This window comes from Bradyrhizobium sp. STM 3843 (assembly GCF_000239815.1).
Classification (GTDB): domain Bacteria; phylum Pseudomonadota; class Alphaproteobacteria; order Rhizobiales; family Xanthobacteraceae; genus Bradyrhizobium.
In genome coordinates this window covers 16,792-37,778 of sequence record NZ_CAFK01000348.1, presented here as the reverse complement: position 1 = coordinate 37,778, position 20,987 = coordinate 16,792, and the positions used below count along the sequence as shown (strand labels likewise).

Annotated in this window: 18 protein-coding genes and 1 pseudogene; 9 read left to right on the top strand and 10 right to left on the bottom strand. The window is 64.8% G+C overall.

The window, feature by feature from the left end; genetic code table 11:
* Window positions 1–886: 886 nt before the first annotated feature.
* Together BRAS3843_RS38410 and BRAS3843_RS38405 are read right to left on the bottom strand one after the other, a co-directional pair.
* Window positions 887–1,192 carry a hypothetical protein gene (locus BRAS3843_RS38410; RefSeq protein ID WP_008974710.1) on the bottom strand — a complete coding sequence of 102 codons (306 nt, stop codon included), beginning with the start codon at window positions 1,190–1,192 and terminating at the stop codon, window positions 887–889.
* A gap of 156 nt (window positions 1,193–1,348) precedes the next feature.
* Window positions 1,349–2,401, bottom strand: coding sequence for a hypothetical protein (locus tag BRAS3843_RS38405; RefSeq protein WP_008974709.1), 1,053 nt, complete (start codon window positions 2,399–2,401; stop codon window positions 1,349–1,351).
* A gap of 901 nt (window positions 2,402–3,302) precedes the next feature.
* Between BRAS3843_RS38405 and BRAS3843_RS38395 the strand changes: the two genes are divergently transcribed.
* Complete coding sequence (locus tag BRAS3843_RS38395) at window positions 3,303–4,526, top strand: MFS transporter (RefSeq protein ID WP_244425570.1); 1,224 nt, start codon at window positions 3,303–3,305, stop codon at window positions 4,524–4,526.
* Between the two features lie 230 nt (window positions 4,527–4,756).
* On the opposite strand, the gene BRAS3843_RS38390 is transcribed toward BRAS3843_RS38395, so the two are convergent.
* From BRAS3843_RS38390 to petA, 4 genes are all read right to left on the bottom strand, one after another.
* The gene (locus tag BRAS3843_RS38390) at window positions 4,757–5,431 is read right to left on the bottom strand and encodes a dienelactone hydrolase family protein (protein ID WP_008974705.1); all 675 of its coding nucleotides are present in this window, start codon (window positions 5,429–5,431) and stop codon (window positions 4,757–4,759) included.
* A 141-nt stretch (window positions 5,432–5,572) separates the two neighbouring features.
* Window positions 5,573–7,771 carry a tetratricopeptide repeat protein gene (locus BRAS3843_RS38385; RefSeq protein WP_008974704.1) on the bottom strand — a complete coding sequence of 733 codons (2,199 nt, stop codon included), beginning with the start codon at window positions 7,769–7,771 and terminating at the stop codon, window positions 5,573–5,575.
* Window positions 7,772–7,923: 152 nt separating this feature from the next.
* On the bottom strand, window positions 7,924–9,996 hold the full coding sequence (locus BRAS3843_RS38380) for a cytochrome c1 (protein ID WP_008974703.1): 2,073 nt from the start codon (window positions 9,994–9,996) through the stop codon (window positions 7,924–7,926).
* Window positions 9,997–10,056: 60 nt separating this feature from the next.
* Window positions 10,057–10,587, bottom strand: a complete 531-nt coding sequence (petA, locus tag BRAS3843_RS38375) for a ubiquinol-cytochrome c reductase iron-sulfur subunit (RefSeq protein WP_085967084.1) — start codon at window positions 10,585–10,587, stop codon at window positions 10,057–10,059.
* 279 nt (window positions 10,588–10,866) lie between these two features.
* Between petA and BRAS3843_RS38370 the strand changes: the two genes are divergently transcribed.
* The 6 genes from BRAS3843_RS38370 to sbmA all read left to right on the top strand — a co-directional run bounded on the left by BRAS3843_RS38370 (window position 10,867) and on the right by sbmA (window position 15,906).
* Window positions 10,867–11,325 carry a tRNA (cytidine(34)-2'-O)-methyltransferase gene (locus BRAS3843_RS38370; RefSeq protein WP_008974701.1) on the top strand — a complete coding sequence of 153 codons (459 nt, stop codon included), beginning with the start codon at window positions 10,867–10,869 and terminating at the stop codon, window positions 11,323–11,325.
* Between the two features lie 170 nt (window positions 11,326–11,495).
* Window positions 11,496–12,128: a 7-carboxy-7-deazaguanine synthase gene (gene queE / locus BRAS3843_RS38365; protein WP_008974700.1), complete on the top strand. Its 633-nt coding sequence runs from the start codon at window positions 11,496–11,498 to the stop codon at window positions 12,126–12,128.
* Between the two features lie 18 nt (window positions 12,129–12,146).
* Window positions 12,147–12,515 (top strand): 6-carboxytetrahydropterin synthase, encoded by a 369-nt coding sequence (locus tag BRAS3843_RS38360; RefSeq protein WP_035984181.1) that lies wholly within the window; start codon window positions 12,147–12,149, stop codon window positions 12,513–12,515.
* Between the two features lie 19 nt (window positions 12,516–12,534).
* Complete coding sequence (gene hemF, locus BRAS3843_RS38355) at window positions 12,535–13,419, top strand: oxygen-dependent coproporphyrinogen oxidase (protein WP_008974698.1); 885 nt, start codon at window positions 12,535–12,537, stop codon at window positions 13,417–13,419.
* Window positions 13,420–13,430: 11 nt separating this feature from the next.
* On the top strand, window positions 13,431–14,168 hold the full coding sequence (locus BRAS3843_RS38350) for an HAD family hydrolase (RefSeq protein WP_008974697.1): 738 nt from the start codon (window positions 13,431–13,433) through the stop codon (window positions 14,166–14,168).
* 517 nt (window positions 14,169–14,685) lie between these two features.
* The gene (sbmA, locus tag BRAS3843_RS38345) at window positions 14,686–15,906 is read left to right on the top strand and encodes a peptide antibiotic transporter SbmA (RefSeq protein WP_035984180.1); all 1,221 of its coding nucleotides are present in this window, start codon (window positions 14,686–14,688) and stop codon (window positions 15,904–15,906) included.
* 34 nt (window positions 15,907–15,940) lie between these two features.
* Here the strand turns inward: sbmA and BRAS3843_RS38340 are convergent, their stop codons facing one another.
* Genes BRAS3843_RS38340 through BRAS3843_RS38325 form a run of 4 tightly spaced genes read right to left on the bottom strand, consistent with a single transcriptional unit; the run spans window position 15,941 to window position 18,730 of the window.
* Window positions 15,941–17,194 carry a CCA tRNA nucleotidyltransferase gene (locus BRAS3843_RS38340; protein WP_008974694.1) on the bottom strand — a complete coding sequence of 418 codons (1,254 nt, stop codon included), beginning with the start codon at window positions 17,192–17,194 and terminating at the stop codon, window positions 15,941–15,943.
* Window positions 17,191–17,454 (bottom strand): DUF6111 family protein, encoded by a 264-nt coding sequence (locus BRAS3843_RS38335; RefSeq protein ID WP_008974693.1) that lies wholly within the window; start codon window positions 17,452–17,454, stop codon window positions 17,191–17,193. The genes BRAS3843_RS38340 and BRAS3843_RS38335 overlap by 4 nt, the downstream gene beginning before the upstream one ends.
* A complete protein-coding gene (locus tag BRAS3843_RS38330; RefSeq protein WP_008974692.1) occupies window positions 17,451–18,122 on the bottom strand; it encodes a CoA pyrophosphatase in 672 nt (223 codons plus the stop codon). Before BRAS3843_RS38330 ends, BRAS3843_RS38335 begins: the two co-directional genes overlap by 4 nt.
* Entirely contained in the window at window positions 18,119–18,730 is a 612-nt protein-coding gene (locus BRAS3843_RS38325) for a DUF1285 domain-containing protein (protein ID WP_008974691.1), read from the bottom strand. The genes BRAS3843_RS38330 and BRAS3843_RS38325 overlap by 4 nt, the downstream gene beginning before the upstream one ends.
* Before the next feature lie 279 nt (window positions 18,731–19,009).
* Between BRAS3843_RS38325 and BRAS3843_RS38320 the strand changes: the two genes are divergently transcribed.
* Window positions 19,010–20,008, top strand: coding sequence for a MoxR family ATPase (locus BRAS3843_RS38320; RefSeq protein WP_008974690.1), 999 nt, complete (start codon window positions 19,010–19,012; stop codon window positions 20,006–20,008).
* Window positions 20,008–20,946 (top strand): annotated as a pseudogene (locus BRAS3843_RS38315) (DUF58 domain-containing protein); the annotation flags it as partial. The gene BRAS3843_RS38320 and the pseudogene BRAS3843_RS38315, both read left to right, overlap by 1 nt.
* Window positions 20,947–20,987: the final 41 nt, after the last annotated feature.

Sequence of the window (20,987 nt, the reverse complement as noted above, 5' to 3'; positions counted from 1 at the left end):
CGGCGCGCGCGNGNGNGNGNGGNGNGNGGGNTNACGTCTCCACATCCACCATTGTCCACCGCTTCACCCCACCCCGTCGCTGACGCGACGCGCGACGACCCTCCCCCTCCAGGGGAGGGTGAGCAGCGTGCCCACGTCGCGGTCCTGATCAAAAATGTCCGGGTCAACGATTTCAAACAGCATATCGAGACTGGAAGCGAGCATCCGCGTTCACCGACGTCATGCCCGCGAAGGCGGGCATCCAGTATTCCACCAGCGCTTCGGCTCCACTCGAAGAGCCGCGGCGTACTGGATCCCCGCCTTCGCGGGGATGACGACAAGATGTGCATAGGCGTCCTCGCGACACGACATGCCCGAGTGATAATCATCGAAACCGCCCTCTCGAAAGCGAGGGCGCAGGGAAGGCCGGGAGCTCGCCGCCCCCATGGCCCGCCTGCGGAAAAAAATGCAGGCGGCAGTCACCACAGGTTCGGCCGAGACGTCCCGGCCTTCCCTGCGCGATGGTCTGACGGCTTATACGTATTCTCCCCGGGGACCGGGCTTTCTTGCCCCCGTGACCGGCGGATCATCATGACCACCGGCGTAGTCTCAGCGTCGGGAGACCAGGACCGTACGATTTCGCCGTGCGCCCCGCGCCGTACGTCCGCACGGCAAATGCCATGCTGCAGCCCGAAGCGCCCACCGCATCCCACCCCGCGTGTCGTGACGATCGCGATACGCCCCTCGTGCCGGGGTGGGATACGCCGACATAAGCACAATTTCTGAAAAATAGAAATCGGAATATTTTCGGGGCGCGGGCTGGACAACCCAAATCAGCTTGAGGCGGCTGACGAATTTGGTTTTTCGGCGCATGCACCCGCTAGAACGCTCATTCCCTATCTCAGCGTCACGAACTGACCGCCACCGGCCATGCTTTCTTCCGTCTCGCGTTCTCCTTCTTCAGCCGGTAGCCGATCATCATCGCGAGCGGGTGTGTAAAGAAGATGCTGACGACGTGCCATCGGCTATAGGTAAAGACGGCAGCGCTTACCTCGGTCAGCTTGCCTTTGTTTGCGAGATAGTAGTGTCCGCCGACCGCCTTGCCGCTGACGGCATCACCGCCAAGTGCAATCGCAACGCCAACGAATGCTAAAAAGTTAAGAATGCACAGAAAGCAGGTCAACTTCAGCGACCGATATTGAAAATCGGACATGGGTGGGCACTCATGGACTTCGTCTAAGGCTGCATCGGCTTCCGGTGATAGCATGTCTGTTCGACCATGCCGTCCGGCACCAGACCATTTTCTTTTCGAGAGCGGTGTCTTTTCAGCATGCACACCGAGTTGAGCTACCTCGCGGCGTTACCGCGCTCACGCCTCCGGCCCCCTCAACCTCAGCTCCTTGAACTTCTCTTCCGTCGCCTTCACCGCGTTATCATAGACCTCGCCGCGCTCGACGAAGTAGTTGAAATAGCCGGCCGGGGTTTCCGGCTGGATCTCGATCAGATCGACCGTCTTGTATTTCGGATCGGTGAGATGGCCGGTGGCGATCAGGTCGTTGATGCGCTTGAGCGTATCGACCTCGGCCTTGTAGCCGACCGAGAACCACATCTCATAGGTCCAGTCCTGCACCTCGAACCAGTTGGCCGGTACCTTGCCGGACCAGCCATTGGCCAGCGGCCGCACCGCGAAGATGCGATCGAAGCCGTGCAGCTCGGAGATGATGGAGGACCTGTGATAGGCGCCGTCCATCTGTCCGCCCGGTAGATTCTTGAAGCCGTAGAGCGACAGCCACAGCGCCGATTTGATCGCCTCGATGGTGATCGGCAGGATCTTGCGCTCCTGCTCGACATCGGTCGCGTAGCGCAGGTCGCGCTTGGCCAGCGAATGCAGCGCCGCGGCCGCGCGGGTGTTGGGAATCGCCTTCTGGTGCGGCAACAGCCGGCGCGCGACGTCGTTGCCATAGAGCAGGCCTGCGCCGGAGCGCGGATCATAGCTGTTGAAGACGACGCCGACCGAGCTGTCGTTCAGGACCGTCATGACGTGGCCAAGCTCGTCATCCGACCGCACCGGCACATATTGCTGGGCCGGGAGCAGACGATCGGCCACCACATTGAGCAGCCCTTCGCTCCAATCCGGCACGGCCGCAAAGCGGAACAGCGCCTCGGCATAGGCCGGCCGAAACACGCCGGGATAGCCGAACAGCACGGTGCGGGCCTGGGCGACGGGATCGTCGGCGCGTTGCGGCGAGATCAGCTGAGCGCGGAGGTCGTGCCCCTGCATCCACTCCGCCAGAACCATGATCTGGCCCGAGGTCGCCGTGACCAGATCCGGCGCGATCCCCCAGGCCCGGGCGGTGTCGAGAAAACCGGCGCCATGAGCGTTCATCCCGCCCAGGCCGGCCAGCGCGAAGGCCACGCTCATGTCCCACCTCCATCGGAAGCCGGAACACTACCGTCGATTGCAATCGCAGCGCAAATGGACCGGTGTGGGGAATTGGTGCGTTCGAGGGCAGTCGCGATCCGCCGTCTCGGTTCCGCCGAATCGGCTGACGTCCACGAATCGGACGGCATCGCAACAGGCGCCAGCGCAGCCATGAGCTGCAGAGACCACCCGACAACCTCATGTTGCGCGCATGTAACTCCGCCCGTTCACATACTTGTGGTTGCCAATAGATGCGGAAAGTACCGGAAATACGGCGATATCCGAGCAACACTGTTGCCAATTTACGATAGGGGCGCAAAGAATGCCTTAACCATCTTCCGCTACCAAGAATTCACCATGGCTCGCGGCAAACAGCCTCCTGTGTCGCATGCGCTCCCGAAGCAGCAGACGCTGCTCGATTGCTTTCTCGAAGCCCAAGCCAACCGGCTGGGGCGTCGGTCCGCAAGACGACCAGCTGTCGGTAGCCCATCAGACGATGCCGGCCCGAGCGGCGATGAGACCCGCAATGTCGCCGACGAGGAGGCTGCGGAGTGAGACGCCCCGCGACGGTGGTCGCCGGCTGCATATGACGGCCTGACGGGCGGCGCTCGCTCGCCGCTCTCAACTCCCAGCGTCTGCGATACTGTCCCTGCCCCCGCCCGCAAGCTTCATCCGCGGAACCTGTGATCCGCGCATATCAGGCGCCCGTCTGTGCGGGCTTCCCTCTCAGGACTGAGCGCCTCATATTGCGACGCAATATCAACGTTTGCCAGCGCGCGGTTCCGCGCCCGTCAATTCCCAAGGACACCGCATGCCTCATGTCATCGTGCCCGATCCCGGCCATCGCGCCGGGCACGCAGCATCCAATGGCTGCTTTGCGCGCTGATCGCCTCGCATGGACATGATCGCTGAATCCGCTGCCGCGCACACGCGGGTGGCCAAACTCCATCATCCGGGCTTGGTCCTGCTGGCACTCGCGATCGGTGGCTTCGCCATCGGCACCACCGAGTTCGCCGCGATGAGCCTCGTGCCCTACTTCGCGCCCGATCTCGGCATCGACGCGACCACCGCCGGCCATGTCATCAGCGCCTACGCGCTTGGCGTTGTCGTCGGGGCGCCGGTCATCGCTGTGCTCGCAGCGCGGCTGGCACGCCGCACGCTTCTGGTGTCGCTGATGCTGCTGTTCGCAGTCGGCAACGGGCTCTCGGGGCTGGCGCCGAGCTACGGTTTCCTGGTGGCGTTCCGCTTCGTCGCCGGCCTACCGCATGGGGCCTATTTCGGCGTCGCCGCGCTGGTTGCCGCATCGCTGGTGCCGCGCGAGCGCCGCAGCCAGGCGGTCTCGCGCGTGCTTGCCGGGCTGACCGTCGCCACCATGATCGGCGTGCCGCTTGCCAACCTGATCGGCCAATATATCGGCTGGCGCTGGAGCTTTGGCTTCGCCGCGCTGCTCGCCCTGCTGACGGCGACCCTGGTGCGGCTTTATGCGCCCTATGGAGCGCCGCTGAAGGGCGCAAGCCCGCTGCGCGAGCTCGGCGCTCTCCGGCGCGGCCAGGTGTGGCTGACGCTGGCCACGGGCGCGATCGGCTTTGGCGGCATGTTCGCCGTCTACACTTATCTCGCGTCGACCCTGCTGGAGGTCACGCATGCGCCGCCATCGGCAATTCCCGTGATGCTGACGGTGTTCGGCTTTGGCCTGACGATCGGCAATCTCGCCTGCGCCTGGGCGGCTGATCGCGGCGTGATGCGCGCGGCCGGCGGGACCCTGGTCTGGAGCGCATTCGCGCTCGCTTTGTATCCGTTTGCGACCGGCAGTGTCTGGACGCTGGCAGCGGTCGTGTTCCTGATCGGCTGCGGCGGTGGACTCGGCACCGTGCTGCAGACCCGCCTGATGGACGTCGCCGAGGATGCGCAGACTTTGGCCGCCGCGCTCAATCACTCCGCGTTCAACACCGCCAATGCACTGGGTCCCTGGCTCGCGGGACTCGCGCTATCAGCCGGGCTCGGCTTCCCCGCGACCGGGTGGGTCGGCGCTGCGCTCGCGATCTGCGGCCTCGTCATCTGGGGCGTGTCGCTGCTGACGGATCGGCCGAAGCGCACCGAAGAGAGGTTGTCGCGCGCGGCTTAGCCCAGAGCGATAAGACGACTTCGGTGCGGGGAGATGTCGTCGGCCGAAAGCCACACGATTGGTGTCGTCCCGGCCTTGAGCCGGGACCCAGAACCACATGGGGCTGTGATGAGAGCTGTGCTGTGGCTCCAGCATGCTCAAACGACTGTCGGCGGTGTGTATGGGTCCCGGCTCAAGGCCGGGACGACAGTTGAGATTGCCGCGCTAACGACACACAGACTGACTGCGCATCACCCCAGATGCTTGTGGAAGTAGGCGGTGGCGCGGCCCCAGGCCAGCTCGGCACATTCGCGGTCATGCACGGAGACACGCTGCTCGTTCGCGAAGCCGTGCTCGGCGTCGTAGCGATAGAGCTCGAGCGACTTGCCGGCCGCCTTCATCGCCTTCTCGAAGGCATCGACCGCGGCCGGGGTGCACCAATCGTCCTTGTTGGCGAAATGCCCCTGCAGCGGAATCTTCACGTCGGCCGGCTTGGCGGCCTGCTCCGGCGGAATGCCGTAGAACACGACGCCGGCGGTGAGTTCCGAGATCTTGGCGGCGCCGATGATCGTCACTGCCCCGCCCATGCAGAAGCCGGTCAGCCCGACCTTGGCGCCGTTGCGCGCCAGATATTGCGCGGCGCCACGGACCGTCTGCGTGGTCGCATCCATGAAGTCGAGCGAGTTCATCTCGCGGCCTGCGGCATCGGAGTCGTGATAAGGCACCACCTTGCCCTTGTAGAGATCGGGCGCCAGCGCGTCGAAACCGGCCAGCGCAAAGCGGTCGCACATACCCTTGATCTGCTCCTGCAGACCCCACCATTCCTGGATCACGACCACGCCGGGCGCATTGCCACCGGCCGCATTGGCGAGATAGCCGCTCGCATCCTTGCCATCCGGACGCTTGAAGGTGATGACGGTGCCCATGGATGTCCTCCGGTTCTACGTTTCGAGGGGTACGGTTTGCCGGCATTCTGGCCGCTGCGGACGGATCAGGCAACCGCTGCCACAGTCACGTCCTCGCGCGGGTTAGCGGACAGGTGTGACAGGCCGACAACGGCGCGAGCGCTAAGCCGCCGCCGACGCGCCCCTGCGCGCGTGGACATCATTGAGCGACGCGCGCACCTGCGCGATCACCCCGGCCCAGTCGCGGCCGTCGCCCTGCCGGAACAGCCGCGCGGTCGGATACCAGGGGCTGTCGTCGCGATCGAGCAGCCAACGCCAATCCGGCGCGTGGGTCAGCATGATCCAGACCGGCTTGCCGAGCGCGCCGGCAAGATGCGCAACGCCAGTATCGACCGCGATGACGAGATCAAGCTGGGAGATCAGCGCCGCCGTGTCGGCGAAATCATGCAGCTGATCGCTGACGTCGAGAACGCCGTGCTGCGCCAGCAGCCCGGCCTCGCCGTCACGAAGCTGTTTTTGCAGGCTCACGAAGGTCGCGTTCACCTCAAACAACGGCAGCAGATGGCGAAGGTCCATCGACCGCTCGCGATCGCGAACATGGTTGGGATTGCCGGCCCAGGCGAGCCCGATCTTCAGCGGGCGCGCGTTGACGAGCAGCGGCGCCCAGGCCTCCGCGGCATTGTCCGGGGCCGACAGGTAAGGACCATCGGCGGGGATCGTGTCCAACCGGGTCTCGAACGCCAGCGGCAGGCTGGGCAGCGGACAGCGGATGTCGACATCCGGCAGCGGATCGCCCTTGGCGATGACCTCATGCGCACCGCGAAGCGTCTGCATCAGGCGCGCGAGCGGCGTGTCGGCCTCCAGCACGACGCGCGCGCCGCGTGCTTCGACCAGCGGGACATAACGGCAGAACTGGATGGAGTCGCCAAAGCCCTGCTCGCCGTGCAGCAGGATGGTTTTGCCGGCGATGTCCTCGCCGCGCCATGACGGCTGCGGCAGCGCGCGCGGAGTCAGCCGCGCGACGGGCGCCTGGTGCCGCCACTCATAGCCCGCCCATCCTTGCGCGAAATCACCGGTGACGAGACTGACGAGACCTTTGAGGAAGTGAGCATCAGCGTAATCCGCGCGCTGCGCGATCGCGCGATCGTAGTCGGCCTGCGCCTCGTCGAACCGCTTGAGGTCGTACAGAATGATTCCGCGATTGACCAGCGCCTCGGGATAATCCTGCCGTGCCGAGATCGCCTGATCCTGGCTCGCCAGGGCCTCTTCAAGCCGCCGCAGCTTGTGCAAGGTGACGCCGCGATTGTTCAGCGCAGCGGCATCGCCCGGCTGGATCGAGATCGCCTGATCGTGGTCGGCCAGCGCCTCACCATAGCGTGCCAGATCGTGCAGGACGACACCGCGATTGGTGAGTGCGTGGACGTTGTCCGGCTGGAGCGCCAGCGCGCGCTCGAAGCTCCGCAGAGCCTCGTCGTGGCGCCCGAGCTCGTGCAACAGGGCGCCACGGTTGACGAAGGCGTCGACATGGCCGGGCTGCAGCGCAATCGCGCGGTCGTAGTCGGCCTGCGCCGCCTCGGTGCGCTTCAAATCGTGCAGCGTGAGGCCGCGACTGACCAGCGCTTTCGGATCCTTCGGCCGCAGCGCCAGCGCGGCGCTATGGCTGGCCAGCGCCTCCTCAGGCCGCCCAAGCCGGCGCAGCGCGATGGCGCGGTTGTTCAACACATCGACATGCTTCGGCTCCAGGGCCAGCGCGCCGTCATAGTCCGCCAACGCCTCCTCGAAACGCGCGAGCTCGCTGTAGGTGAGACCGCGATTGACGAGCGCCTCGACGAAATCGGGGCGAAGCGCGAGCGCCTTGGCGTAGCTCTCCAACGCCTCCACGTGCCGGCCAAGGGCCTGCAGCACCACGCCGCGATTGTTCAGCGCCTCGGGATAGGCCGGCTGCAACGCCAGCGCGCGGTCATAATAAGCCAGCGCCTCGTCGAACCGCCCGAGCTCCTGCAGCACGCCGGCACGGTTGTTGATCACGCCGGCATGATCGGCGCGCAAGGCGAGTGCGCGATCGAAACTGTCCAGAGCGTCGGCCTGCCGCCCCATCGCCTTCAACAGCGCGCCGCGATTGCTCCAGGCCTCCACGAAGTCCGGGCGCAACGCCAGCGCCCGGTCGTAATGCGCGAGCGCCAGCTGGTTGCGGCCGCGCGCCATATGGATCACGCCAAGCAGATTGAGAGTAATGGCGGAGGCCGGGTCCGCCGACAGGATCTTGAGGCAGGTCTTCTCGGCCTGGCCGAGCTTGCCCGCGGCATAGGCTTTCAGGGCGATATCGAAAACCTGCGAGACGGTGAGGGAGACGGTCTTCATGCCGAGGCGCCTGATCCGGATGGGACCACCCCGCTGTATCTGACTCGCGCGGATTCTGGCTAGTGCGGCCGCCTCGGCGAGAAATGCCCTGCCCCGACAAAAAAAGCCCCCGCAGGGGCTTTTTCAGATCGTGAGATTTTGGTCCAGGCGCGTCAGTGCGCGGCTGCCCAGACCCGCTTCTTGGTGAAATACATCAACCCGGCGAAGATGATCAGGAACACGAAGACCTGATAGCCGAGCCGCTTGCGCGCTTCCATATGCGGCTCCGCGGTCCACATCAGGAACGTCGCGACGTCGCGGGCGTATTGCTGCACGGTGGCAGGCGAGCCGTCATCGAAGGTCACCTGGCCGTCGGACAGCGGCGGCGGCATCTTGATCGCATGGCCCGGGAAGTACTTGTTGTAGTACGAACCCTCAGGGATCGTGACACCGGCCGGCGGAGTGCTCTCGAATCCCTGCATCAGCGCCGCGACATAATTCGGGCCCTGCTCCTGGAACTGGGTGAAGAAGTCGAAGATGAACCAGGGGAAGCCGCGCTCATAGGAGCGGGCCTTGGCGATCAGCGACAGGTCCGGCGGGGCTGCGCCGCCATTGGCCGCGCGCGCCGCCTGCTCGTTCGGGAACGGTGATGGGAAGTAATCGGCGACCCGGCCCGGACGCTCGAACATGTCGCCGGCATCGTTGGGGCCGTCCTTGATCTTGTAGTCCGCAGCGAAGGCGGCAGCCTGGGCCGGCGAGTAACCGGGGCCGCCGGGCTCGGACAGGTTGCGGAACGCCACATAGGACAGCGAGTGGCAGTTCGAGCAGACCTCCTTGTAGACCTTCAGGCCGCGCTGCAGCGCGCCGCGGTCGTAGGTGCCGAAGGGACCTGCGAACGACCAGCTCAGCGAGGGCGGCGTCTCCTGGTTCTCGGCGGCACGGGCCTGGCCGGTGCCGCCGACGAACAGCGTGCTGGCAACGAACAGCGCGATCAGCGTTGAGACCATCGGAGCCGTCGCGCGGCCGGTCTTGGCCAGCACGTCGTCAGCGATCGAGTTCGGCAGCGGCCGCGGCTTCTCGATGCGGGCGAGCAGCGGCAGCACGATCAGGAAATAGGCGAAGTATACGATCGTGAGGATGCGGCCGGCGATGACATAGATGCCCTCCGGCGGCTGGGCGCCGAGATAGCCGAGCAGGATGCAGGTGATCACGAAGATCCAGAAGAACTGCTTAGCCAGCGGCCGGTACTTGTTCGAGCGGGTCTTGGCCGAGTCGAGCCAGGGCAGGAACACCAGCACGATGATCGCCGAGAACATCGCGATGACGCCCGCGAGCTTGTTCGGGATCGAGCGCAGGATAGCGTAGAACGGCAGGTAATACCACTCGGGCACGATGTGCGCCGGCGTCACGCCCGGATTGGCCGGGATGTAGTTGTCGGCGTCGCCGAGATAGTTCGGCATGTAGAAGATGAACCAGGAATAGAGGATCAGGAAGCAGGAGACGCCGAAGAAGTCCTTGATCGTCGCATAGGGCGTGAACGGCACCATGTCCTTTTCGGTCTTCGGCTCGACGCCGGCCGGATTGTTCTGGCCGACCACGTGCAGCGCCCAGACGTGCAGCACCACCACGCCAGCGATCAGGAACGGCAGCAGATAGTGCAGCGAGAAGAAGCGGTTCAAGGTCGGGTTGCCGACCGAGTAGCCGCCCCACAGCAGGGTCACGATGCTCTCGCCGAAATAGGGCACGGCCGAGAACAGGTTGGTGATGACGGTGGCGCCCCAGAAGCTCATCTGGCCCCAGGGCAGCACGTAGCCCATGAAACCGGTCGCCATCATCAACAGGTAGATGATGACGCCGAGGATCCACAACACCTCGCGCGGCGCCTTGTACGACCCGTAATAGAGGCCGCGGAACATGTGGATGTAGACGGCGAAGAAGAACATCGAGGCGCCGGCCGCATGCATGTTGCGCAAGAGCCAGCCGTAGTTGACGTCGCGCACGATCAATTCGACCGAGCGGAAGGCGAGATCGGCGTGCGGCGTGTAGTGCATCGCCAGGATGATGCCGGTGACGATCTGCACGCCCAGCATGATCGAGAGGATGGCGCCGAACGTCCACCAGTAGTTCAGGTTTCGCGGCGTCGGATAGGCGACGAAGGATGAGTGGACCAGGCTGATGATCGGAAGTCGCTGTTCCAGCCACTTCACGGCAGGATGGCTCGGCTGGTAGTCGGAAGGTCCACTCATGATGCGTTCCTGAAGTATTATCTTGGCATGATCAGTAAAGCTGTCGGGCAAGGCGCCCGATCAGCCGATCTGGATCTTGGTGTCGGAAACGAACTGGTAGGGCGGAACGGGCAGATTGAGCGGCGCCGGCCCCTGGCGGATGCGGCCCGAGGCGTCGTACTGCGAACCGTGGCACGGGCAGAAGAAGCCGTCGTAATTGCCTTCATGCGCGATCGGGATGCAACCAAGATGGGTGCAGATGCCGATCACAACCAGCCACTGCTCGTGGCCATCCTTGGTGCGGGACTGGTCGGTGGCGGGATCCGGCAGGTTGGAGAGCGGCACTGAGCGCACCTCCTCGACCTGCTTCTTGGTGCGGTGGGAGATGTAGATCGGCTTGCCGCGCCAGAACACCTTGATGTCCTGACCTTCGGCCACGGGAGAGAGATCGACCTCGATCGGCGCGCCGGCGGCGATGGTCGAGGCATCAGGGTTCATCTGGGAAATGAACGGCCAGAGCGTGGCCACTCCTCCGACGGCCGCCACCGCCCCGGTGGCGACGAACAGGAAATCCCGGCGTGTCGGATGGTCCACAGTAGACGCTGTCACGATTCCAACCCTTTCTTATCGTTGCAGCCGGTGGAACCGCCCCAAGCGACGTCCAAACCACGTCTTCGGGAGATGCCTGCCGGCGCCCGCGTCCCCCGCGGCGGCAGAAATAGGCGCGCTCCACCGCCCCTGGTGGAACACCCCGTCCAGAATCGTTCTATTGGCACCCTTGCGATACGAGCGCAAGCCCGCTATCGGCCCCTTCGCCCGCCATGCACCACATCCGCTGCGACAAGCGGATTTTCGGCATCATTTTTCTCAAGGCCCCTGAGATTCGTTCGCATGCAGATCGCGCTGTACCAGCCGGACATTCCGCAGAACACGGGCACGATTCTGCGGCTCTGCGCCTGCCTCGGCGTGGCCGCACATGTGATAGAACCGGCGGGTTTTCCGGTCTCCGACCGGCTTTTCCGCCGTGCGGGAATGGACTATCTGGACCACGTGACGTGGCTGCGACACGACTCCTGGACCGCCTTCGAAGCGTGGCGGGCCGAGCGGGGTCACCGCCTGCTGCTTTTCACGACCAAGGGCGCAAGATCGTACCTGGATTTCGGCTATCGGGCGGACGATATCCTGCTGTTCGGGCGCGAGAGTGCCGGCGTGCCGCCGGAGGTGGCGGAGATCGCCGATGCGCGGCTCTTGATCCCGCTGCAGCCGGGGCTGCGCTCGCTCAATGTGGCCATGGCGGCGGCGATGGCGGTCGGCGAAGCGCTCCGGCAGACACGGCATGGGGCGGCCTGATCTGCGCTCCATAGGAGAGCAGAGGTGCCGGTGGCGTGACCGCCTGCCAAGCTAGCGGATCAACGGTGGGCACGCTTCCGCCGTCGCCCTTCGGGCTATGGCGGACAGGTCGCTTGGCCCACCCGACCAAACGCTTGCGGGAGTGAGTTGCAAAACGCGAAGGAGTTTCGGTGAGCTACGCGGTCAAAGAGATCTTCATGACGCTGCAGGGCGAAGGCGCCCATGCCGGCCGCGCCGCCGTATTCTGCCGCTTCGCCGGCTGCAATCTCTGGAGCGGCCGCGAGCAGGACCGCGACAGCGCCGTCTGCCGGTTCTGCGACACCGACTTTGTCGGCACCGACGGCACGCTCGGCGGCCGCTATGCGACCGCCGACGCGCTCGCCGAGACCATCGCTGCGCAATGGACAGGGGGCGAGGCCGAGCGCTATACGATCCTGACCGGCGGCGAACCGCTGCTGCAGGTGGATGCGGCGCTGATCGATGCCCTTCACGCCCGCGGCTTCGCGGTCGGGATCGAGACCAACGGCACGCTGGAGCCGCCTGCGGGCATCGACTGGATCTGCGTCAGCCCGAAGGCGGGCACGGAGCTGAAGCTCCGTCACGGCCACGAATTGAAGCTGGTGTACCCGCAACGAGGCGCGGCGCCTGAGGAGTTCGAGCGGCTGTCCTTCGAGCGCTTCTCGCTGCAGCCGATGGACGGGCCTGATGCGGCCGAGAACACCGCGCGCACGATCGACTATTGCATGCGGCATCCGCAATGGCGGCTCAGCCTGCAGACGCACAAGATGATCGGGATTAGATAGAGGATTTTGACGTTCACGATGTGGGAATTGACCAAATCGTTCACCTTCGAGGCCGCGCATACGCTGCCGATCACGACGCTCGGCGAAGCCAGCCAGGAGATCCACGGCCACTCCTTCCGCGCCGAGGTGACGGTGCGCGGCAACACGACCAATCCGGACACCGGCATGGTGGTGGATTTCGGCGTGCTGACGGAACGCCTGGCCGAGATCCAGAAGATGCTCGATCACAAGTTCCTGAACAAGATCGAGGCGATCGGATTGCCGACGCTCGAGAACCTGTCGCGGTTCATCTACGAGCGGGTCCGGCATATCGGCCATGTCACCAAGGTCAGCGTCCATCGCGACAGTTGCCGCGAGACCTGCACGTATTATGGGCCCGAAGCATAGGTCGGTCAGGGGAAGGCCAATGGACATCGCCGCAATCGAACACCGCAAGGCGACCGCGCGAGCCTGGTTCGAGCGCCTGCGCGACGACATCTGCCTGGCCTTCGAGCGGCTGGAGGACGAGGCGCCTCCTGAGCTCTATCCGGGCGCGCCCGGTCGCTTCGTCCGCACACCCTGGGAGCGCACCGACCATTCCGGCGCCAAGGGCGGCGGCGGCGTGATGGGCATGATGCATGGCCGGCTGTTCGAAAAGGTCGGCGTGCACTGCTCCACCGTACATGGCGAGTTCGGCCCCGAATTCCGCGGCCAGATTCCTGGCGCCGCGGACGATCCGCGGTTCTGGGCATCCGGCATCTCGCTGATCGCCCATATGTGGTCACCACATGTGCCCGCCGTGCACATGAACACGCGCTTTGTCGTGACAACCAAAGCGTGGTTCGGCGGCGGCGCGGATTTGACGCCGGTGCTCGATCGCAGACGCAATCAGGAGGACCCGGACACGGTCGCCTTCCATGCCGCCATGAAGAAAGCCTGCAGCGCCCATCCCGTTGCCGACTATGAGTGGTACAAGAAATGGTGCGACGAATATTTCTATCTGCCGCACCGGAAGGAGCCGCGCGGCATCGGCGGCATCTTCTACGACCATCATGACTCCGGCGACTGGAGCGCCGATTTCGCCTTCACGCAGGATGTCGGCCGTGCCTTCCTTGCGATCTATCCCGAACTGGTGCGGCGCAATTTCTCGACGCCCTGGACCGAGGCTGATCGCGAGGAGCAGCTGATCCGTCGCGGGCGCTATGTCGAGTTCAACCTGCTCTATGACCGCGGGACCACCTTCGGGCTCAAGACCGGCGGCAATGTCGAGTCCATCCTGTCGTCGATGCCACCCCAGGTGAAATGGCCGTAAACTTAACTCCGATGACCCCTGCCCTGCCCCGCGCCATGCTGATCGACATGGACGACACCATCCTGTCGGCCTATGCCAGACCCGAGCTCGCCTGGACCATCATCTCCACTGAATTCGCCGATGAGATCGCCCCTTACGAGGCGCAGATGGTGGCTGCTGCGATCACCGGCGCGGCGCGCGAGTTCTGGTCCAAGGCCGGCGCCGAATGGCGGCTGAAGCTGATCGAGGCGCGGCAGCTCGTGGTGAAGGGCGGCTTTGCAGCGCTCGCCGCGGCGGGCGGCCGCGCGCTGCCTGACGACCTCGCCGTGCGCATCGGCGACCGCTTTACCAGTTATCGCGAAGAGCAGATGTTCGTGTTCCCCGGCGCGCATGAGGCGATCGACGAATTGAAGGCGCGCGGCGTCAAGCTCGCACTGGTGACCAACGGCGCCGCCGACATGCAGCGCGCCAAGATCGAGCGCTTCGCACTGGCGCACCGCTTCGATCACATCCAGATCGAGGGCGAGCACGGTTTCGGCAAGCCGGAGGAGCGCGCCTATCTGCACGCGATGCAGGCGCTCGGCGTCGGGCCTGCTGACACCTGGATGGTCGGCGACAATCTGGAATGGGAAATCGTAGCGCCCCAGAAGCTCGGCATCTACGCGATCTGGATCGACGTCCATGGCGACGGCCTGCCCGAAGGCTCGACTGTCAGGCCCGACCGCATCATCCGCTCGCTGACCGAGCTGGTGCCGAACGTCAGCAAATAGCGCTGGCGCCAAGCGGGAGCTCACCGTTGGGCGCAAGGACTGCAATTGCATCGAACGCGTAGCCAATGGCGGCCTCTCGGCAATGCGTTGACAAGGACGTGGACAAAGCCGTTCCACCCGCAAGCCATCATTGTCGTGTCGGTGAGGAAGGCGCAGACCAAAGCGCGCCCCGTCATGTCCCAAAATGCTGGTCGACTGAGCTCCAGGGCCGGACCGCGGCCTCGAATTGGCTTGCATTTTGCCTGCGGTGATCCGTAGGAGTGATCCGTGGTATCGCGGACTTGCGGTCGCGCCTTGGCCGGGATTTCCGTAGCAACGGTCAAGTCCACAGCTACACACAACAAATGAGTTGGCCGTTGTTCCCCTGGCCCAACATTCGCAAGAGTGCTCCAGATGAAGAGTGCTCCAAAAGGGATGCGAAAGTGAGCGCCGGGGCACCAGGACCTGAGTACTTGTCGTCATCCGGGCAGCAAGGCCGCATCGATGAGTGTCGGCTGCCCTCACCGCCCTGAGGACCATGTTCGTCTCATTCTTCCCCCGACCCAGGCTGTTCTTTCTTTCTGCGGTCGCCTGGACCGTTTTCGCGATGGTGATCTGGTACGGCTATGCGAACGAGCTGTTTCAGGCCCCTGAAAAGCCGGTCGGACTGGCAACGTTCTGGGCGCCGCCAGCGCTTTGGTTCGATGCCTATTTTGTGCTGTGCGTGGCGATCTTCGCGACCGCATGGATGCGGCTCGCCCCACATCCCTGGGCAAACTGGTCCATCCTCGGCTCCTCGCTGATTCTGTTCACCACCTATTTTCAGGTGCAGGTCAGCGTGGCCATCAACAGCTGGTACGGACCGTTCTACGATCTGGTGCAGGCTGCGCTGTCCAAATCGGCTCCGGTCACCGTCGAACGCTTCTACAGCCAGCTATCGACCTTCGCCGGCATTGCTTTCGTGGCAGTCGTGGTCGGCGTGCTGACCCGTTTCTTCGTCAGCCACTACATATTCCGCTGGCGGACGGCGATGAACGACTACTATGTTGCGAACTGGCCACGGCTGCGCGCGATCGAAGGCGCCTCGCAGCGCGTGCAAGAGGACACGATGCGGTTCGCAAGCACCGTGGAGGGTCTCGGGGTCAACCTCATCAGCGCCGTGCTGACGCTGTTGGCTTTCCTGCCGGTTCTCGTGAAGCTGTCCAGCAATGTCACCGAGCTGCCGCTGATCGGCTCCATTCCGTATCCGCTGGTGTTTGCCGCCGTGATCTGGTCGGTGCTCGGCACCGGCGTGCTTGCGCTGATCGGCATCCGCCTCCCGGGGATCGAGTTCTTCAACCAGCGGGTCGAAGCAGCCTATAGAAAAGAACTCGTGCTCGGCGAGGATGATCCGGCGCGCGCTGATCCGCCGACCCTGAGCGTGCTGTTCGCCAACATCCGCAGGAACTATTTCCGGCTCTATCTCAACTTCATGTATTTCAACGTCGGCCGGATCGTCTACTTGCAGACCGACGTTATCTTTCCCTACGTCCTGCTTGCGCCCACGATCATTGCCGGCAAGATCACGCTGGGTGCGATGAACCAGATCCTCAATGCATTCACCCAGGTCAGAACCTCGTTCCAGTATCTCGTGAATGCATGGAGCACCATCGTCGAGCTGATTTCGATCTATCAGCGATTGCGTTCGTTCGAGGCCAAGCTCCACGGCGAGCCGCTGCCATCGATCGAGGCGGAGACGGAGCCCGTGTCCCTGACCTGACGTTGACCGTCGCGCGCGCAGATAGCCCGGAGCTCTACGACCGCCCGTCGCGATGAATGCGCGCCGCGGCCTGATCGGCGATCGCGTGCAGGCGCGGCTCATCGAGCGGGAAATCCGCGGCCAGCCAGGCGTCCTCGGCGAGCGTCAGCACGTGACCGAGCAGCGGGCCCTCGGCGATGCCGCGGGCGATGAAATCGGCCGCCTTGAGCGGGAATTTCGGCGGCGTGAAGCGCTGCGGCAACAGCGCCAGATCGCACCAGCGCGGATCGCTGCGATCGCGGCCCGCCCGCGCCCAGCCGAGCAGCAGGCGATCGCGGTAGTTCGCTTCGCCGAGCCGATAGAGCAGCCGCCGCGCCCGCGCTTCGTCCGCCGAGGCGAAGCGCCACCAGCGATGCCCCATCGAATCCAGCGCCTTGGTCTCGGCATTGGAGAGCTTGAGCCGCGTGCCGAGCCGGCGGGCATCCTCGGTGACGGCAACCGCAAGCGCCGCCAGGCGCCGGATCGGGTGAGGCGGAAGCGCCGACTGCCGCTCGGCCTCGATCATCGCCGCGAACGGACCGAGATAGACCACGCCGCCCAGAATCGACGTCAGCAGGCCGCCATCCGTCATTGCGGTGATCGCACCGACCGCACCATCGGTGACGACAAGCTTCAGCATTTCCATGCGCACCCGCTCGGCCGAGAGCGTGGCCAATCCTGCGCGTGCGGCGATACAGGCGAGATAACCGTCGCGGTCGGGCTCACCATGACCGAAGGCGGCATGGATGCGGAAGAAGCGGAGGATCCGCAAGTAATCCTCGGCGATGCGCTGGGCGGGATCGCCGATGAAGCGGACGCGGCGCGCGGCGATGTCGGCAAGGCCGCCGACATAGTCATGGATGATGCCGTCAGCGCTCACCGAGAGCGCGTTCATGGTGAAGTCGCGCCGATGCGCATCGCCGACCCAGTCGCGGCCGAACTCGACCTTGGCCTTGCGGCCGAAAGTCTCGGTGTCCAAGCGCAAGGTCGTGACCTCGAACGGGTGACCTTCGAGCACCAGCGTCACGGTGCCGTGGTCGATGCCGGTCGGCACGCTCTTGATGGAGGCCGCTTTGGCGCGACGGACCACTTCCGTCGGCAGCGCCGTGGTGGCGATATCGATATCGCCGATGGGAATGCCGAGCAGCGCGTTGCGCACGGCGCCGCCGACCACACGCGCCTCCTCGCCGACGCAGTTCAAGAGCGCCAGTACGCGCGCGGCGGGGCCGGATCTCAGCCAGGGCGCGTCCAGCACACGCGCATCCGTCATCGCTCGACTCCGGGCACGAGCCTGCCATTCTCGATATGCGCCGGCGTGTAGGTGGAGTTCGGCGGCGCGCCGGAAAATTCAGCCAGCATGACCAGGCTCACAATGACCAGCACCAGCGCCGCCACGGTCAGCTTCGCGATCAAGGCCAGGGGCCATGCGGCCGGTACGAACAGCCCGGAGCGGGTCGCCAGCAGAAACAGCACATAGACGGCAAAGGGAATGAGGAAAATCCCGATTTCCGTCAGCACCGGGCGGATCATGACAGGTAGATCCGCTCATACAACAACCGCAGGATACCGGCTGTCGCGCCCCAGATATAGCGTTCCGCGAACGGCATCGCGTAATAGATCCGCTCCATGCCGCGGAATTCTTTGCTGTGCAGCTGGTGATTGGCCGGATTCATCAGGAAGGACAACGGCACCTCGAAGGCGTCGTCGACCTCACCCTGATTGATCTTGAGCGTGAAGCCGGGCCGCACCCGCGCCAGCGTCGGCAGAATGCGAAAACCGAACGCAGTGCCATAGACGTCGAGATAGCCGATCGGATCGACGAACCCGCGCGCAAGCCCGACCTCCTCCTCGGCCTCGCGCAAGGCGGCATCGAGCGGCGAGGCGTCGGTGACGTCGATCTTGCCGCCGGGAAAGGCGATCTGCCCGGCGTGGCTGGACAGATGCGCCGAGCGCTGGGTCAGGAGCACCGTGGGCTCGGGATGATCGACCACCGGAATCAGCACCGCTGCGGGGCGGATCGGCTGCTCCCGCGCGATGATCTCGAGCATGCGGTCGGTGCCGGCATCACCGCTCTGTGGAATGAGATCCGGATCGAGCAGCGCTGCCGGAACGTCGAACCGCAGCCGGTCGCGGCCGCGCTCGAAAAACTCGGCCGAGCTGAGCACAGCCGCCTTGTCCCTCACCATGGCCTCGTTCAACCTGCGGCCCTCACCTCTTCCGCATCCGCCATCGGGAAGAATTCGCCGCCCGACTCCACGCCAAACACCGCACGACCATCGATCATCCGCTCCTCGCCCATGTCAACCAGCTCATAGTAGAGCGACCGGGTGACCTTGGCCCAAAGATCGGCGCGAACGTGCAGATAGGGCGTGAGCCCGCCGGCTTCGCCCGGTTCGAAGCGCAAGCGATGCGCCACGTCGCACGCCACCCAATCCTCGACATTGGTCCGGAAATGCAGCAGCCGGCCCCGTTCGTCTCGCTCTACCCGCATTTCTACGGCCATGAAAGGCGCGTCATCGACGCGAATGCCGACCTTCTCCACCGGGGTGACCAGAAAATAATTGTTGCCTTCGCGCTTGAGAATTGTTGAGAACAGCCGCACCAGCGCGGGCCGGCCGATTGGCGTGCCCATGTAGCTCCAGCTACCATCAGAGGCGATTCGGATATCGAGATCGCCGCAAAATGGCGGATTCCACAGATGCACCGGAGGCAGTTTTCCGGATGCGGTGGCCGTGCTGGCGGCGGCGGTCAGGCGGTCGAGGCCTGGAGCCGTCGCAGGATCTGTGGTCTGCCCTTGGTTCGCCATGGTTTCCTCTGAGCTTGCGGTATCGGTGTTTGCGGTATCGGCAGTGGCACGAATGGTGCAGATCTCATCGCTGAACGGCTAGCGAAAGTTCCGGACGTGCATAGCTGAAGTAGAGGTCGCCACATCGTGATGCCGTCAATCCCCAGGAATGCCCATAAGATGGGGATAGTTTAACTCAACGAATACAGGGCCTTCGCGCAAACTGGCAGCCGCTTCATCAGAAAATGGAGCGGATCGGCGGTCAAAGACTTAAAGGCTGCGGGGCAAAGGAGAGACGGAATGGCTGAGAGTGCCGAGAAGCTCGAAGACGCGATCGTCAGGTCGGCCGAACAGGTTTCAGGCCAGATTCGCGCAGCGAAGGAAGCCATTTCCGCCGTCATCTTCGGCCAGGACAAAGTGGTGGAAAACACCCTGGTCACGATCCTCTCCGGTGGCCATGCGCTCCTGATCGGCGTCCCCGGCCTCGCCAAGACCAAGCTCGTCGAGACGCTGGGCGTGACGCTCGGACTCGACGCCAAGCGCATCCAGTTCACCCCCGACCTGATGCCTTCGGACATTCTCGGCGCCGAGGTGCTGGACGAAAGCTCGGCCGGCAAGCGCTCCTTCCGCTTCATCGCCGGTCCCGTCTTTGCGCAGCTTTTGATGGCGGACGAGATCAACCGCGCCAGCCCGCGCACCCAATCGGCGCTGCTGCAGGCGATGCAGGAGCAGCACATCACGGTTGCCGGCGCGCGTCATGATCTGCCGAAGCCATTCCATGTGCTGGCGACGCAAAATCCGCTCGAGCAGGAAGGCACCTATCCGCTGCCCGAAGCCCAGCTCGACCGCTTCCTGATGGAAATCGACGTCGACTATCCCGATCGCGAGGCCGAACGGCGCATCCTGTTCGAGACCACCGGCGCCGAGGAGAGCGTCGCGAAAGCGGCGATGACCGCGGACGCGCTGATCGCGGCGCAGCGGCTGGTGCGCCGCCTGCCGGTCGGTGATTCCGTGGTGGAGGCGATCCTCTCTCTGGTGCGCTCGGCCCGTCCGGGGCCTGACGCGGGCGAAACCGGCAAGCTGATTGCCTGGGGCCCGGGTCCGCGCGCCAGCCAGTCGCTGATGCTCGCGGTTCGCGCCCGCGCGCTGCTCGACGGCCGTCTTGCGCCTTCGATCGATGACGTGCTCGATCTCGCCGAGCCCGTGCTCAAGCACCGCATGGCGCTGACCTTCCCGGCGCGCGCCGAAGGACGCACCATTCCGGACGTGATCCGGCAACTCAGGAGCCGGATCGGTTGATGGCCGCAACGCGAGAGCCCGCCGACAAGGAAATCATCGCGATCCGGCGTGCCGACGGCGAAAGTCGAACGCTTGCCGCCTCTCTGCCGCGCCTGGTGCTCGAAGCCCGTCAGATCGCGGCCAACGTCATCCACGGCCTGCATGGGCGTCGGCGTTCAGGTCCAGGCGAAAACTTCTGGCAATATCGCCGCTTCATCTCCGGTGAGCCGTCCCAGCGGGTGGACTGGCGGCGCTCGGCGCGGGACGATCATCTCTATGTGCGCGAGCAGGAATGGGAGGCTGCGCACACGGTGTGGATCTGGCCTGATCGCTCGCCCTCGATGACGTTTGCGTCGAAAGGCGCGCGCGACAGCAAGCTCGAACGTGCCCTGATCGTGACCTTTGCGTTGGCCGAGCTGCTCGTCGCCGGCGGCGAGCGCGTCGGCATTCCCGGCCTGCTGACCCCGACTGCGAGCCGCAGCGTGATCGACCGGATCGCCCAGGCGATGCTGCATGACGAGACCGACCGGCCGAGCCTGCCGCCCGCCTTCGTGCCGTCGGCGCTCGCCGAGATCGTGGTGCTGTCCGATTTCTGGTCACCGATTGCCGAGATAAGAACCATGCTGGCAGGCCTGTCCGCGTCGGGCGCGCACGGTACGATGGTGCAGGTCGTCGATCCGGCCGAGGAGAGCTTCCCCTATTCCGGTCGCGTCGAATTCGTCGAGCCTGAAGGCGGCGAGGTCATCATTGCGGGACGCGCCGAGCGCTGGGCCGAAGATTACGTCGCCCGCGTCGCGCTGCATCGCGACCAGATCCGCGCCGAGACCGGCAAGCTCGACTGGCTGTTCACGACTCACACGACCAGCCGCTCGGCGGCCGAACTCCTGCTGTTTCTCCACGCCGGCATGACCACCAGCAAAGGTGGCGTCCGCGGCAACGTCAAAGTGGGACTCGGCGCAACAGGACTTGGCGCAACGGGACTTGGCGCCTCGGGACTTGG

Bases quoted from the DNA above. Each gene is read 5' to 3' on its own strand.
- BRAS3843_RS38410 (WP_008974710.1), bottom strand. From the start codon at position 1,192: ATGTCCGATTTTCAATATCGGTCGCTGAAGTTGACCTGCTTTCTGTGC.
- BRAS3843_RS38405 (WP_008974709.1), bottom strand. From the start codon at position 2,401: ATGAGCGTGGCCTTCGCGCTGGCCGGCCTGGGCGGGATGAACGCTCAT.
- BRAS3843_RS38395 (WP_244425570.1), top strand. From the start codon at position 3,303: ATGATCGCTGAATCCGCTGCCGCGCACACGCGGGTGGCCAAACTCCAT.
- BRAS3843_RS38390 (WP_008974705.1), bottom strand. From the start codon at position 5,431: ATGGGCACCGTCATCACCTTCAAGCGTCCGGATGGCAAGGATGCGAGC.
- BRAS3843_RS38385 (WP_008974704.1), bottom strand. From the start codon at position 7,771: ATGAAGACCGTCTCCCTCACCGTCTCGCAGGTTTTCGATATCGCCCTG.
- BRAS3843_RS38380 (WP_008974703.1), bottom strand. From the start codon at position 9,996: ATGAGTGGACCTTCCGACTACCAGCCGAGCCATCCTGCCGTGAAGTGG.
- BRAS3843_RS38370 (WP_008974701.1), top strand. From the start codon at position 10,867: ATGCAGATCGCGCTGTACCAGCCGGACATTCCGCAGAACACGGGCACG.
- BRAS3843_RS38360 (WP_035984181.1), top strand. From the start codon at position 12,147: ATGTGGGAATTGACCAAATCGTTCACCTTCGAGGCCGCGCATACGCTG.
- hemF (WP_008974698.1), top strand. From the start codon at position 12,535: ATGGACATCGCCGCAATCGAACACCGCAAGGCGACCGCGCGAGCCTGG.
- BRAS3843_RS38350 (WP_008974697.1), top strand. From the start codon at position 13,431: ATGACCCCTGCCCTGCCCCGCGCCATGCTGATCGACATGGACGACACC.
- sbmA (WP_035984180.1), top strand. From the start codon at position 14,686: ATGTTCGTCTCATTCTTCCCCCGACCCAGGCTGTTCTTTCTTTCTGCG.
- BRAS3843_RS38340 (WP_008974694.1), bottom strand. From the start codon at position 17,194: ATGACGGATGCGCGTGTGCTGGACGCGCCCTGGCTGAGATCCGGCCCC.
- BRAS3843_RS38335 (WP_008974693.1), bottom strand. From the start codon at position 17,454: ATGATCCGCCCGGTGCTGACGGAAATCGGGATTTTCCTCATTCCCTTT.
- BRAS3843_RS38325 (WP_008974691.1), bottom strand. From the start codon at position 18,730: ATGGCGAACCAAGGGCAGACCACAGATCCTGCGACGGCTCCAGGCCTC.
- BRAS3843_RS38320 (WP_008974690.1), top strand. From the start codon at position 19,010: ATGGCTGAGAGTGCCGAGAAGCTCGAAGACGCGATCGTCAGGTCGGCC.